Genomic DNA, 13,501 nt, shown 5'->3' with positions numbered 1-13,501 from the left:
TAATCTTTTGAAGAGCAGCCAAAGCATCCCCAAACACATTCTCCCCACCATCGTCCTGGCGCAATTTGCCTGCACCTCGCTGTGGTTTGCGGGCAATGCGGTGCTGCCTGAGTTGATTCCGCAGTTTCAGTTGGAGGCCAGTTCGCTCAGCCATTTGACCTCGGCGGTGCAGTTGGGCTTTATTCTGGGTACGTTGGTGTTTGCCGTGTTCACCATTGCAGACCGGTTCTCGCCGTCTACCGTGTTTCTGGTGTGCGCGGTGGTGGGTGCGGGATTTAACGTGAGTTTGCTGGGGGCCGAGGGGCTTTCCACGTTGCTGCTGTCCCGGTTTCTTACGGGTTTTTGCCTGGCCGGTATTTACCCGGTGGGCATGAAAATAGCCGCAGATTACCACCAGAAAGGATTGGGCAAGGCGCTGGGGTTCTTAGTGGGTGCCTTGGTGTTGGGCACGGCGTTTCCGCACCTGCTCAAAAGCCTCACCCAGGGGCTGCCATGGCGGTATGTCATTTGGGCCACCTCGGGCTTGGCCGTGCTGGGCGGACTGGGTTTGTTTCTGCTGGTGCCAGATGGCCCGTTCAGGAGCCGAAGCAGCCAGCCAGATTTCACGGCCTTTTTCCATATTTTCAAGCAAAAAGACTTCAGGGCGGCCGCGTTCGGGTACTTCGGGCACATGTGGGAACTGTATACGTTCTGGGCTTTTGTACCCGTTATCCTGGCCTTGTACGCCGAGGAGCATCCAGAAACCCCGCTCAACAATCCTTTGCTGTCTTTTACCATCATTGCGATAGGGGCCGTGGCGTGCGTGGCGGGCGGTTATCTTTCCGGCCGTATCGGGAGCGGCAGAACTGCGTTCGGAGCTTTGGCCATTTCTATGGGGTGCTGTCTGCTTTCGCCGTGGCTCCTGCAGTTGAACTTGTCTCTCTTTCTAAGCTTGCTGTTGGTGTGGGGCTTGGCCGTGGTCATGGACTCGCCGCAATTCTCCACGTTGGTGGCGCAGAACGCCCCCGCCCAGGCCAAAGGAACCGCGCTCACCATTGTCAATTCCCTCGGCTTTGCCATTACCATTGTTAGCATCCAGTTCCTGCGCAGCTTGCAGGGGAAGGTGGCACCTACCTACTGGTTTCTGTTTCTGGCCCTCGGGCCGCTGTTTGGGTTGCTGGCTATGTGGCGGTTACTGAGAGATTGAAGGATTGAGAGAATGGGAAGAAGGTGGTTTTAGGGCTGATTTTGTGAAAAGAGGTTGAAAACGAATCGTTATTGCTAATTGCCTGTAAAAAGTGGCGTTAAGAGGAATTTACTTTTGCAGATAAGTACAGACAGGTCGCGACCTGTCCTATGCGCTGGCCATTACCAAATCCTTTACCATGAAAAAAGAAAGGGAATATCTCCTCCAAACGTTATGACCAGGAATGCGTGAGGACAGGTCGCGACCTGTCCGTACTTATCTGCAGTGCAAGTTCTCCTTTGTAAACACCCCTCTTTATGAGCTTCGCTCACTGCCTCATCGCTCGTTTGGGCAATCCTCCAGGGGGAATTTCCTTGATTAGGCGGCAATATGTCTTTTGAATTTACCAGTTCCAGAATGCGTTGCTGGTGTTGGGTTTCTTTTTCCTTGTTGATGGTCAGGAACGTGCTGTTGATCTGGTTGAATCCTTTCCGGAGCGACTGCAGTTGCGAAGGTAAGGACGATAGGTGAGCAGTAACAGAACAATCCGGAGAATGAGTTTTCCTTCAAAGTTCTTAAAGCTCATATTTGCCCAAGAACGTCCCCAGGGGGTAAGTATGCTGATGGTGGATCTCAATTACCTGAACACCCTTGATGTAAAGGTATTGGCCGGGCGGCCTTTCTCTAAAGAGTATGAGACCGATGCTGACTCACGGGCATCGCCATCTTTGTCTGAAGTCTGGGACTGTTTGGGTTGGCGGCCTACGCGGCCGAGCGCCGGAAAAAAGAAATCGGTATCCGGAAAATCCTGGGCGCGGAGACTTCTTCCATTGTAACCTTACTGTCCAGAGACTTCCTCAAACTGGTTCTTTTTGCCGCCCTAATTGCGATGCCACTTGCCTGGTACGCCATGCGGAAGTGGCTGGAAGATTTTGCTTACCGCATTGATATTCCGTACTGGTTTTTTGCGGCCGCGGTGCTCCTGGCCGGTTTGGCCGCCTTCCTGACGGTGAGCTTCCAAGCGCTTAAAGCAGCCACGCTCAACCCAGTAAACAACCTGCGGATGGATGGATAGGAGGGCATTCTCTTACCTATATGTCATCTTGGAAAGATCCTGTGAGTGAGCAGTAGTAGCGTTTATTAAAAGCCTTTCCAGTACGCCCACAAGATCCTTTCAGGGTGACCATAGGGGAGTGTCCAGCTTGAATTATAATCCTCCTTGTCCGGCATCCGTACATGCAGGGGAGGAGGGGGCAGGTCTCCTCCAGGATTCATTTTGAAACCACTTGTTTAAAACGGAAGAATATGGCCAAAGAGAGCAGAATTTTGAAAGCAATGTATGCGGTAGTGCAAGACCAGGAAAATAAAATAAATTGGCCCATTGATGCCGCGGCAATCTCTGAGAAGACGCCGGGGCTTTCCCTGGGTGAGATTGAGCAGGAAATGAGAGACCTTAGTGTCAAGAAACTGGTGGAGTTAGACCAGTCCCCAGAGATGTCTTTGTTCTGCCGTTTGACCCCGGAAGGCTTACAGCGGGCCGTAGTAGCAGCGAAACAGTAATCCCTGAAAAGTAGATAAGGGTACTTCTTCTTCTCCGTTTTGGGTTTGTTTTTGAAAGAAACAGCCCAAAACGGGAATTTAAGACGAGATAGGACTATAAGCTATGAAATTTCTCCAGCGGAAGGGGTAGTTCTTCGCCGGTCATCACAAAAAAGAAGTTCTGAAGCTGGTGTACGTATTCAACGGGGGCGCTGGTGGCAATGTAGCCGCCGTTGAACACAATCTCTTTGTACTCGGGGTCAAGCGCCCATTGGCTCAGTTCGGGAAACGTGAACTCATGCTCCAGTTCATTATACGTAGCGCCAGCCAGCCATTCCACCGTGAGGGGCATGGGTGTAAAAGCCGCCCCTCCGCCACTCAGGATAGAAATTAATTTGGGCACGTCAAGAACCACCGGTTTCCCCGCTTCCAAAACAATATTGCCCAGCCGTAATTCATTCGCAAACATTTCGCAATATAAGATTAATACCGCCCCATATAAAATTTACCTGGTACCCCTATTAAATGATTTCTGCGCCATAGCTGAAGATGGCGCAGAGTAGAACCCACCCCTCACAAGCTAATCTTGTAGGGAAAAAGGAAATCCTTTCCTTGGCTTGTCCCCTGACAAGCCAAGCTGCCAAGCTGCCAAGCTGTTCGGGAGTTCTACTCCCGAACCTGCCTGCTGCGGAGTTCTACTCCGCCGGGAACCACGGGCCAAAGAAGGGGAATCAAAGAGGGGGAATGGAACTCCCGGCAGGCAGCTTGCTTCCGGAGTGGAACTCCGAAAGAGCGGTCTGATTCTTGGTGATTCTCAAGAAATAAGTTGTCGCCCATTTTTCCCTGCAAGATGAGCCCAGGAGGAGAAGATGCCTTTGCAGGGGAATACAGGTAATGCAACAAGTAACACTCCAACAGACAGGGGAGCCCCGCCGATGCGTTTTGGGGCTGTTTTGCGGAAAACGGACCCAAAACACGGAAACCTGTGAGGTCTCTAAGACCTCACAGGTTTAGAGTAAACTGGCGCGAGACTCCAGTCTCGTGACATGGGATGAAGCAAGTCTCCAGACTCGCCGGGAACCATACTTTGTTGTGCGTAGAGTTAGCGTCAGCGCTCTACGCACTTTCGGACAGCCAATCTCCTGATTGGCGAGCTATCGCACCAGACGTTCGCAGGTCTAAAGACGCTAAGAGGTCTTTGGAGCAGGCGGCATCGCGGAAGCAGCTAATTATCAGCTTTAAATCATAAAAGTAGTTTTTGCCTCATTTTTAGGAAAACAGGTCAAAAACGCTAAAAAGAGTGCTTCTCCTATTTCCAGAAAGTGGTGTTTTTGATCTTACTTCGGCGCATCGTGCAACGGTTTCCTTTTTCTTGTGTCTTTTTAAGTGTAGTGTATCACCAGAATCCAACCTAACAACACACGCTTCTAACCACGTCCCTACTATGAAAAAAAGAGCCCTCTTTTGGCTGGGCCTGCTATGCCTTTGCCTTTCCTTCCCGAAAGTGAGTTGGGGACAAACCGTGGCTCCGGCAGTAAATGCACCTAAACCTACCGGCATCATCTCCGGAACCCTAACCGACTCGCTCACCGGAAAACCCTTTGAATACGCCACCGTGGCCTTGCTGCTGAAGGGAACCAATGCGTCGGCCGGAGGCACCCTCACCAATGCCCAGGGCCACTACTCTTTCCAGAATGTGCCTTACGGGGAGTATGTCTTATCCTTCCGTTTCCTTGGGTATCAAACCAAAACCAGCCCGGTCATCACGCTGTCTGAGGGTTCGCCGGAGGTGCGGGTGGGGCTTGTAAAACTGGCGCAAGCTACCACCAACCTGAAGGAAGTGACGGTGACCGGTTTACGGCCGCTTATCACGCAGGAAGCCGATAAACTGGTGGTCAGTATTGAGGGAACGGCCCTGGCGGCGGGCAGAACCGCCTTTGATGTGCTCACCAAAGCACCGGGCGTTTTCGTGGATCAGGACGGCAACATTCAACTCAACGGCCGGGGTGGCGTAACCGTGATGCTGGATGGCAAACTGACGTACCTTTCGGCCAATGACTTGCGCAATCTCTTGCAGAGCATGGCCGCCGAGAACATCAAGAACATTGAAATTATCACCAATCCATCGGCTAAGTATGACGCCGAAGGAGCCTCGGGAATCCTGAACATCAACCTGAAGAAGAATGATTTGCGGGGAGTGAACGGAAGTGTGTTTGTCACCTCTACCTACAACTTCAAGCAACTGGCGGCTACCGTGGGCGGCAACATGAATTACAAAGCAGGCAAGTGGAATTCCTTTCTGAGCCTGGAATACCAGCGCCGGGCGTATAACCGCGATGGCACCTTTACCCGCGTGTTTTACACCGATGAAGAAACCACGTATTTCAACCAGGAGGCCTACGGAAAAAGCAGGAACCTGGGCCCGCCGGTGGTTCGTATGGGAACCGACTATGCCATTAATGACAAACACAGCATTGGCGGCATGGTCAACTTCAACCGAAACACCAGATGGGAAGACTTCAATACGGCTACGTTTATCGGAAACAACCCCAATCAGCCCGAAGAATACATTACCGCCAATAATTATGTGACCAACACCTTTACCAATGTCACTTCCAACCTGCACTACGTGGCAAAACTGGATACCGTGGGCTCCAGCTTTTCGGCCGACCTTGATTTTGTGAAGATCTCCAACTTGGGGTATTCCAATTTCTACAACTACTTTGGGCAGGTGCACGCCGAGCAGCCCACCAAGCAGGATTTCCTGTATGCCAACTCAGACAACGGGTTTGACATCTACTCGGGCAAAGTGGATTACACTAGAAAGCTGCGCAAGCTGGGAAAACTGGAATTAGGGGCGAAAGCCAGCCGGGTAGTGTCTGACAACGACTCCAAGTTTTACTTTAACAATGCCGGCCTGGTGCTAGACCCCAACCGCACCAACCACTTTTTGTACAGCGAGAATATTTTTGCCGCCTACGTGAACTGGAACCATAAACTAGGGGAGCGCTACACGGTGCAGATAGGATTACGGGCCGAAAAAACCCAGTCTAAAGGAGAGCAACTGACCACGGGCCAGGTCACCGACCGCGATTACCTGAACCTGTTCCCCAGCGTGTTTGTGCAGCAGAAGGTAAACGAGAATTACCAGGTTAGTTACAGCTATAGCCGCCGCATCCAGCGCCCCAATTACGGTAACCTCAATCCGTTCGTGATATACCGAGACCCCTACACTTACTGGACTGGAAATCCGTACCTACGCCCACAATACACCCATGCCATCGGTATTACGCAAACGTTCAGGAAGGACTACAACCTGGTGTTCAACTACCAGCAACTACAAGATGTAATGGCTGAATTGCCTATTCTGGACGTAGAGAATGCCACCACTATCTACACCATCGGCAACGTAGATGATGCCAAGAACTTCAGTTTGGCCGCCATTGCCCCCGTTAAAATCATGAAGAAATGGGATACCAACAACACGGTTACGGTGTCCTACAATGAGGTCAGGATGATGGTAGGCAATGTACAAGAGGTGAATAAAAACGTGTTGTATGTACTGCAGACAAACCATAATATTCTGCTGCCCTATGGTGTTCAGTTGGAGCTCAACGGGGTGGCCCGAAGCGCCGGTGTCTCTGGGTTGTACAGGATTCATCCTATGTGGTGGGTGCATGCCGGGCTCAGAAAGAGCTTTCTGGACAAGAAACTAGACCTTAGTGTGAACGTGAATGATATCTTCAGAACCTACCGCATCAGGTTTGATGCCCGCCTGGGCCGCCACATCAATGATTTTGACCAGTACTTCTACAACCGCAGTGCGGGTGTCACCTTGCGCTACAACTTTAGCCGAGGCCAGAAATTTGACCCCAAACGCAGAACCAACAGCCTGGATGAACTGAACCGTACCTAAGAGAAACAGTACAGAAGCTGTTTAAGGCTACACTCGCTCGCCTCTGGCGAGTGTGAGTTACCCCGGCGTCCCGCCGCTTTAAATAGTTCCTTTCTGCACTTTGGCCAATGTCTGGAACTGGCTTCTTTAGGGAGATTGGTGGGGGCACGCCTTATGTTGTTGCCTTGGATTGTCTGCTCTTGCTTGAATATTAGCAGGTGCACGGAATATGCTGTTCCCTTGGCTTGGCTGCTTTTCTCGTGGGTGCAGGTGCTGTGTTGTTTCATCTCTAGCGGTATGCGCTCACGGCCGCGAGGCCCCGCCTTCCCCTCTCGCACTGCCCTTTCGGCCTGTACTGCTTATCTCTTTTAGTTTTGCTTATCTATGGCCAAAAGCGAGGCGCGCTCGGGGAAGACTGGAACTGGGGAAAGTAGCAGAAGCGGTGATGATGGAACCCGTAGAGACCAGGCATGCCTTATCTCTTACAAGTATTCCCATCTCCAGCAAAAACCACCCCTACCCCTCCTCAGAGGGGTAGGGGTGGTTTTTAGCGTTCCACCATCTCCTTCTAAGGTGCACCAATCATTCAAACTCTGTCTCTGTACTTACACCAGAAAGCGGCCAGAGGCCCAGGTAGCCCACACTCGCGGGACGCGAGCGGGTGTTCTGTTTTAGTTTATCATCAATCTTTCTGTACTACCCAAAATTCACCTATTCCGGCTCTTCCATATCATCCATTTCTTCTGGTTCAAATTCGTCTTCTTCCTCTGGTTCTTCGTTCAGGTTTTCGGGGAGCAGTTGCGTGATGAGGGGTTGGTGAATGGGTTCGTACAGCAATTCGCCGCGCTGCAAAAACCGGTTCGTGTTCATCATGACCTCGTAGATGGGGGTGTGCACGTGTTTTGGGATTTTGAAGAGGCGCTCGTCGCGTTTGTGAAAGGGCGTGGCAGTTTTAGAGTCATACAGGTAGGGGAGCAGGGTTTTGGAACAGCTCAACGCGATGCGGTGAATCTCATGCCGCTCAAAATACTCCTGTAACCGGCCGTTGATGTTCTCGAAGAACTCCGCTGTTTCGCCCAGCCGCACCCGGGAACCCGCCCGGGACTTGCCTTTGGTTTTCAGGTACTTGATCTGGCTTTTGCCCTGTTTTTTGCGCACCATGTACGACCGGAATACCTTGTGGTTCAGGTTTACGCCATCCTCAAAATACCCCATGGCGCAGTTGCCCGCCTGAATGAGCAGAATGACATACTGAACCAATTGAGCCTGGGGTAAAGAAAGGTTTTGAAGGGGAGGAGTTGTGAGCGGAAGCCGGAAAGACACCTGTTCGTTTTCCTGTTCGTCCAGCAAGATGAGGCGGTGTTTCTCATAGTCATAGTGCGTTGGTAACCCCAAGTCCAGAATCTGCTGGAGAAGCTGTTCGGCGGTGGCACGCGAGATCATACGGTTCATACAAGCAGAGAACGGAGGGAATGGGGAGTAAGGTTGTCCAAAGATACGCAAAGCGTTAAAGCAAAAGAGGCAGCGTTCCGGCTGCCTCTTTTGCTTTAACGGGTACTACAAGCTACAAAGGGATTGCCAGGAGATCAGGTTATAGCGGGAATGACCAACGCTTAAAGTTTCCCTTCTGAAGCGCACGCCTTATTTGTTCTTGTTTTGCTTGCGTCTTCTGTTTTCCTCGTGCATGCGCTGGCGCACGCCATCGTCCACGCCTCTGCCCGTCTGCATGGGCTCAAAGGCGGCACCAGACGTGTTTGGCCCCGGAGCGGCGTTCCGCATCTGCGATTTATGGATGACATTGCCCGAAAGCCACTCCGTGAAACGGGGGAAATACCGGTGCGACACCCAGGCTCCCTTCGCTTTCCAGCCCACCGGTTTTTCGTGCCTTCCGCGCAGCGATGCCCGTATGGTGGCGTTTACCACTTTGCTGGGCGGGTCCATGATGGCCATGCGGGCGGTTTTGCCGGTGTAATTGGCGGCATGGCCCCAAAACGGCGTGTCAACCGCCCAAGGCTCTACCGTAACTACCCGTATGTTTTTCTTCAGCCCGCTGAGTCTGAGTTCCTGGTTGATGGCTTGCCCCAGGTTGAGGATTCCGCCTTTGGTGGCGGCATAAGAGGCATGGTACGCCAGCGGATTCACACTTTCTATGGAACCCATGTTGATGAGCGTGCCGTAGCCCTGCGCCTTAAATTGCCGAATAGCGGCGTGGCTTCCGTAAATGAATCCTTTTAGGTTGATGTCCACAATGCGGCCCTGGTCTTCAATGGGAATCTCCCAGAAACGCCCAATCGCGCCCACACCCGCCATGTTTATCCAGACGTCAATTTTGCCGTATTGCTGCAAGGTAGCCTGGGTTAACCGCTGCACATCCTCGGGTTTGCTGATGTCCATGGGCACCACCAAGGCCGTACCGCCCGCCGCCCTGATCTTGGTAGCTATTTCCTCCAGCAGTTCGCCCCGGCGGGCCGCCAACACCACGTTGGCTTTGTAAGCGCCCAATTGTTCGGCCACGCCGCGCCCGAATCCGCTGGAAGCGCCCACAATCACAAAGGTTTTGCCCGCTACTTTCTTCTGACCGCTGGAACCCAACTCAGACGTAGCGCAGCCGCCCAGCCAGAAGGCACACAGCACCACCAGGAAGCTATAAAGTTTATGAATCGCCCAAGCTTTCCTTGGCCGTTTGCCCGAAGTGATGGGGGCAAGGGAACGAACGGGCAGCGTTGTTTTTACCGGCTTGGCAGTCTCTTTCACCTGCGGCGTTTCGGGCCTGTTTTTGAAAAACTGAGGCAAATCTAAAGCAGTAAATTGTGGTAGAATTCTCATTTGCATAGGGTAGTAAAATTGGGTGGCAAGGCCACGCGGGCCTCCCGATATATTCTTTCCATTCACGAAAAAAAGCATAAGAAGTTTTACTAACTGATGTTACGCCAACCTGTTGGTGGTGCCCGGCGAGTCTGCAGACTCGCTTCATCCTTTGTCACCAGACTGGAGTCTCGCGCCAGTTGGTCTTAAACCTGTGAGGTCTTGGAGACCTCACAGGTTTCCGGGTTTTAGGCCTATTTTCTGTAAAACTGCTCCAAAACGCATCAGCAGAGGGTGAAATCCATGCTTTGTGCGGAAGTTCAGCTACATGTTCTGTGCCGTTTAGATCCAGACACACCGCTTCAAGGTCTTATCTACAGAGCGTTTCAGGGCTATTTTCCAGAAAACAGGCTTGAAACAGATTCCCCCACAGACCTACAGGGCATCTGGTTTGCTTTCTTTCCGCTCGTTTGCTTTATAGTCGGTGAGCAGGTAGTTGGCCAGGGCTACCGCGAAGAAGGAGAAGAAGAAGCGGCGGGCGTTGCGTTGTTTCAATGCACCGGTAAGCCAGGGCAATACTACCAGGGCGGGTACAAACGGGGTCTCCAGTTGGCCGTGCACCCGCAAAGGAATAAACGGTTTCAGCCCCAGCGGATGATCAGTGAAGGTATTGATGAGGCCCTGGGTACCGGCGAAGGCGTAGCACAGGGTTCTGGCCGAACCTTTCAGATGAAACAAGGTAGGGGCGAGGGCCTGCAGCGTGACAAAGCCGTAATCAATGGCTCCGTGGGTGGTGGGCCCTATTGGTTTCGTGTTCATGGAATGTTGCGTTTAGTGACTTTCTCAAAAACGGAACCGAAAACCAAGGGTTGTTTCTGCTGACTAAGAGCATGTTTAAATTTCATCTTTGCGCTACAAACGACCATAAAAAGAACCTGCGTTCACCTTTTTCTCGCACCGTAGCGCTGCTACGCTGCTCCAAAAACGCTTCCGCAGAACCTTTCTCTGGTTAGTTGAGCCAGCAAACCTCAAATGTAAACAAGCTCTAAAAAAACGCCGCCGTTTACCGCCTGTTTTCCCTAAAAGAAGCTAAAAACGGGCGGGGCTTGCTTTTCCTTTTAAGGCTGTTTTCTGGGAAATAGAGCTAAAACAGAAAGTCATATCACCACGTTGTGGGTAGAGGCCTGGCCGGCAGAAGAAGGTGCTTTTAAGGTATGAAGCGGCCTCAACCTCACTTTGTTATCCTGTGATAGTCGCTGACAGGGCCACCAGTTTTCCCTCCAGTTCTTCGGCCGCCAAGGCGCAGACGGTTTCTATTTTGGAGAACAAAGTGTACAGCATGGCCATGGTTTCTTCGCTGGTTCCTTGCCCGTCTTCAGTGGAAAGTTGGTTCGCCGCCAAGGCCTGGATGGCTTTCGCGATGTCCTCAAATTCTGGGTTGATGCCCATGGTGGCGAAGGTGGGGATGATGGAGTGGGTTGCATGCTTCAGGGTGCCCCAGTCTTTTTCGGCCATGGCCTTTTTCATGGTCTGCACCAAAGCCGGGATTTCCTGCAGGTAGAGGCGGATCATCTCGGCCATGCGGGTGTCGTTTTTGGTGATTCTTTTAAGGTAATCGAAGTTTACGCAGGTCAAGGGCTTGGTTTGCAGGTCTTCTATTTTCTGCACCGCGGCTTTTTTGTCATACCCCGCATCCTTCAAAAACCTGATGATTTTGCTGTAGAGCAGTTTGTCGTCAATGGGTTTGGAGATATAGTCGTTCATGCCCACGGCCTTGCATTTCTCCACGTCTACGGTGGTCACGTCGGCGGTGAGGGCAATGATGGGCACCTGCAACTTCAGTTCATTCCGGATGTAGGAGGTGGCCTCAAACCCGTTCATCTCGGGCATCTGCAAGTCCATCAAGATAATGTCATACGAGGTGTCCTTCAGCATTTCCAGGGCGATTTTTCCGTTGTCGGCTACGTCCATGGCAAAGCCGAAGTCCTCCAGCAGGGTTTTCATCAGGAGTTGGTTCAAGGCGATGTCTTCCACCACCAGAATCTTCACGTCTTTGAAACCGGTTTCCAACTCAATGTCCAAACCCAGGTCTGAATCTACTTTCTCCAGCGTTTTGTTGAAGCTGAGGATAAAACTGAAAGTGGAGCCTTCGCCCAACTTGCTTTTCACGGAGATGGTGCCGCCCTGGGGCTCCACCAGATTTTTGACAATGGCCAGGCCCAACCCGGTGCCCCCGTACAGACGGGAGGTGCCGCTGGTGGCCTGTTGGAAATCATCAAAGATGGAGCCTAGCTTGGCGGCCGCAATCCCGATGCCGGTATCGGTGACGGAGAACTCCAGAATCACTTTCTCCGCGTCCTGCACCAGCATGCGTACGCCTACGGTGATTTTCCCTTCAGTGGTGAATTTGACGGCGTTACTCACCAGGTTGAGAATAATCTGGTGCAGCCGCACTGGGTCACCCACCAGTACTTCCGGAATCTTGGGATCATATTCCATGACCAATTCCAGGTTGCGTTCCTGGATTTTGGTTTCAAACAGATGCACCATGGCAAAAATGGAGGCCGAGAGCTTGAAAGGAATCTGCTCAAACGTCATCTTGCCCGCGTCTACCTTCGCCAAATCCAGGATGTCATTGATGAGCACGATGAGGGCATCGCCGCTGAGTTTGATGGCGGTGAGGTACTCGCGCTGCTTTTCGGTGATTTCCGTTTTCAAGACCACCTTCGTAAACCCGATGATGGCGTTCATGGGCGTGCGGATCTCGTGGCTCATGTTGCTCAGGAACTGCTGTTTCGCCTTCACGGCGTCTTCGGCAATCTGGGTGGCGCTTTCGGCTTTGGCCTGGGCTTCCTCGGCCAGCTCGGTGGCGAGTTCGGCGGCTATCTTGGCTTCGTTCAGTTCGGTGGCAATCCGTTTCTGGTCGGTTACGTCGCGGGCCACAATCACCACGCCCAACACTTCGCCCTGGTCGTTCTTGTACACCGACCCGTTGAAGAGCACATCGGTCAGTTTGCCGTCTTTGTGCCGCAGGGTGAGCGGCGAATCTGCCACGGCTCCTTTGGCGAACACTTCCTGGTACACCTCGCGCGCCATCTGGGGCTCCGTGAAATAGGTAAAGAAATCAGAATCGAGCAGCTGCTCCCGAGACATGCCCGTAATTTTCACGGTGGCCTGGTTCATGTCGGTGATTTTCCCTTCGGGACTGATGGTGACCAACGGGTCGCGGCTGGCTTCAATGAGCCCGCGGGCATAATTGGCGATCCGGAGTTCGGCGGCCCGTTTCACTTTCTCATCGTTCTGGAAAGCGAGTTCTTTGTTCGCGATCACCAGTTCGGCGGCGCGTTTCTCCTTCTCGTCATTCTGGAAAGCCAGTTCAATGTTGGCAATGCTCAGTTCCTGCGCGCGTTTTTCCTTTTCGTTGTTCTGGAACGCTAATTCTTTGTTGGCGACACTCAGTTCCTGGGCTCTTTTCTCTTTTTCGTCGTTTTGGAAAGCCAATTCCTGGTTGGCGACACTTAACTCCTGGGCCCGCTTTTCTTTTTCATCGTTCTGGAACGCCAATTCCTCATTGGCGACACTCAACTCCTGGGCCCGCTTTTCCTTCTCGTGGTTTTGGAACGCCAGCTCTTCATTGGCGATGCTCAGTTCATTGGCGCGCTTTTCTTTCTCGTGGTGCTGGAAGGCGAGTTCTTTGTTGGCGAGACCTAATTCTGTCGCCCACTTTTTCTCGGCTATTTCGCGGGCCACTATGACAGCGCCCAAAGAGGTGCCGAGGTCGTCTTTATAGACATAGCCATCAAACAGCACGTCTGTGTGGGTGCCGTTGGTATGGAGGAGGGTAAACGGGACGTTGGTCACCGATTCATGCGCCAGTACCTCCTCAAATACTTCCCGCACCAGATCCGGCTCGGTGAAATAGACGAAGAAGTCTGACCCCGTCAAGGTTTCGCGGTCTACACCCGTAAATTTCACCGCCGCCTCATTGGTATCTATGATGTTGCCCTGCAGGTTCACGGTCACCAGCAAATCATGGCTGGCTTCAATCAATCTCCGGTATCTTTTTTCGCTTTCCTTCATGGGTGTTGCTGTTCCTA

8 protein-coding genes and 1 pseudogene are annotated in these 13,501 nt (G+C 52.2%); 4 read left to right on the top strand and 5 right to left on the bottom strand.

Features of this window, described 5'->3' with window-relative positions; all coding sequences use genetic code 11:
- Positions 1-7: 7 nt before the first annotated feature.
- The 3 genes and pseudogenes from HHO50_RS11870 (at position 8) to HHO50_RS11860 (ending at position 2,725) form a co-directional block, all read left to right on the top strand.
- Positions 8-1,186: a nitrate/nitrite transporter gene (locus tag HHO50_RS11870; protein ID WP_219921529.1), complete on the top strand. Its 1,179-nt coding sequence runs from the start codon at positions 8-10 to the stop codon at positions 1,184-1,186.
- 718 nt (positions 1,187-1,904) lie between these two features.
- Positions 1,905-2,240, top strand: a pseudogene (locus HHO50_RS11865) (ABC transporter permease); the annotation flags it as partial.
- 230 nt (positions 2,241-2,470) lie between these two features.
- Positions 2,471-2,725: a hypothetical protein gene (locus tag HHO50_RS11860; protein WP_181306273.1), complete on the top strand. Its 255-nt coding sequence runs from the start codon at positions 2,471-2,473 to the stop codon at positions 2,723-2,725.
- A 94-nt stretch (positions 2,726-2,819) separates the two neighbouring features.
- Here the strand turns inward: HHO50_RS11860 and HHO50_RS11855 are convergent, their stop codons facing one another.
- On the bottom strand, positions 2,820-3,173 hold the full coding sequence (locus HHO50_RS11855; RefSeq protein ID WP_181306272.1) for a hypothetical protein: 354 nt from the start codon (positions 3,171-3,173) through the stop codon (positions 2,820-2,822).
- A gap of 975 nt (positions 3,174-4,148) precedes the next feature.
- Here HHO50_RS11855 and HHO50_RS11850 point away from each other — a divergent pair.
- The gene (locus HHO50_RS11850) at positions 4,149-6,620 is read left to right on the top strand and encodes an outer membrane beta-barrel family protein (RefSeq protein WP_181306271.1); all 2,472 of its coding nucleotides are present in this window, start codon (positions 4,149-4,151) and stop codon (positions 6,618-6,620) included.
- A gap of 690 nt (positions 6,621-7,310) precedes the next feature.
- Here HHO50_RS11850 and HHO50_RS11845 read toward each other — a convergent pair.
- From HHO50_RS11845 to HHO50_RS11830, 4 genes are all read right to left on the bottom strand, one after another.
- Positions 7,311-8,051 carry a hypothetical protein gene (locus HHO50_RS11845; protein ID WP_181306270.1) on the bottom strand — a complete coding sequence of 247 codons (741 nt, stop codon included), beginning with the start codon at positions 8,049-8,051 and terminating at the stop codon, positions 7,311-7,313.
- A gap of 189 nt (positions 8,052-8,240) precedes the next feature.
- Positions 8,241-9,425 (bottom strand): SDR family oxidoreductase, encoded by a 1,185-nt coding sequence (locus tag HHO50_RS11840; RefSeq protein ID WP_181306269.1) that lies wholly within the window; start codon positions 9,423-9,425, stop codon positions 8,241-8,243.
- Positions 9,426-9,839: 414 nt separating this feature from the next.
- The gene (locus tag HHO50_RS11835) at positions 9,840-10,223 is read right to left on the bottom strand and encodes a hypothetical protein (RefSeq protein ID WP_181306268.1); all 384 of its coding nucleotides are present in this window, start codon (positions 10,221-10,223) and stop codon (positions 9,840-9,842) included.
- 420 nt (positions 10,224-10,643) lie between these two features.
- Entirely contained in the window at positions 10,644-13,484 is a 2,841-nt protein-coding gene (locus HHO50_RS11830) for a PAS domain S-box protein (RefSeq protein WP_181306267.1), read from the bottom strand.
- Positions 13,485-13,501: the final 17 nt, after the last annotated feature.

This window comes from Rufibacter sp. XAAS-G3-1, from assembly GCF_013623775.1.
GTDB lineage: Bacteria > Bacteroidota > Bacteroidia > Cytophagales > Hymenobacteraceae > Nibribacter.
Note: the sequence above shows the minus strand (reverse complement) of the source record. Positions and strands in the feature narration are given on the sequence as shown.

Excerpts from the sequence above, each read along its gene's own strand:
- HHO50_RS11835 (WP_181306268.1), bottom strand. The coding sequence starts at position 10,223 with ATGAACACGAAACCAATAGGGCCCACCACCCACGGAGCCATTGATTAC.
- HHO50_RS11840 (WP_181306269.1), bottom strand. The coding sequence starts at position 9,425 with ATGAGAATTCTACCACAATTTACTGCTTTAGATTTGCCTCAGTTTTTC.
- HHO50_RS11855 (WP_181306272.1), bottom strand. The coding sequence starts at position 3,173 with ATGTTTGCGAATGAATTACGGCTGGGCAATATTGTTTTGGAAGCGGGG.
- HHO50_RS11845 (WP_181306270.1), bottom strand. The coding sequence starts at position 8,051 with ATGAACCGTATGATCTCGCGTGCCACCGCCGAACAGCTTCTCCAGCAG.
- HHO50_RS11830 (WP_181306267.1), bottom strand. The coding sequence starts at position 13,484 with ATGAAGGAAAGCGAAAAAAGATACCGGAGATTGATTGAAGCCAGCCAT.
- HHO50_RS11860 (WP_181306273.1), top strand. The coding sequence starts at position 2,471 with ATGGCCAAAGAGAGCAGAATTTTGAAAGCAATGTATGCGGTAGTGCAA.
- HHO50_RS11850 (WP_181306271.1), top strand. The coding sequence starts at position 4,149 with ATGAAAAAAAGAGCCCTCTTTTGGCTGGGCCTGCTATGCCTTTGCCTT.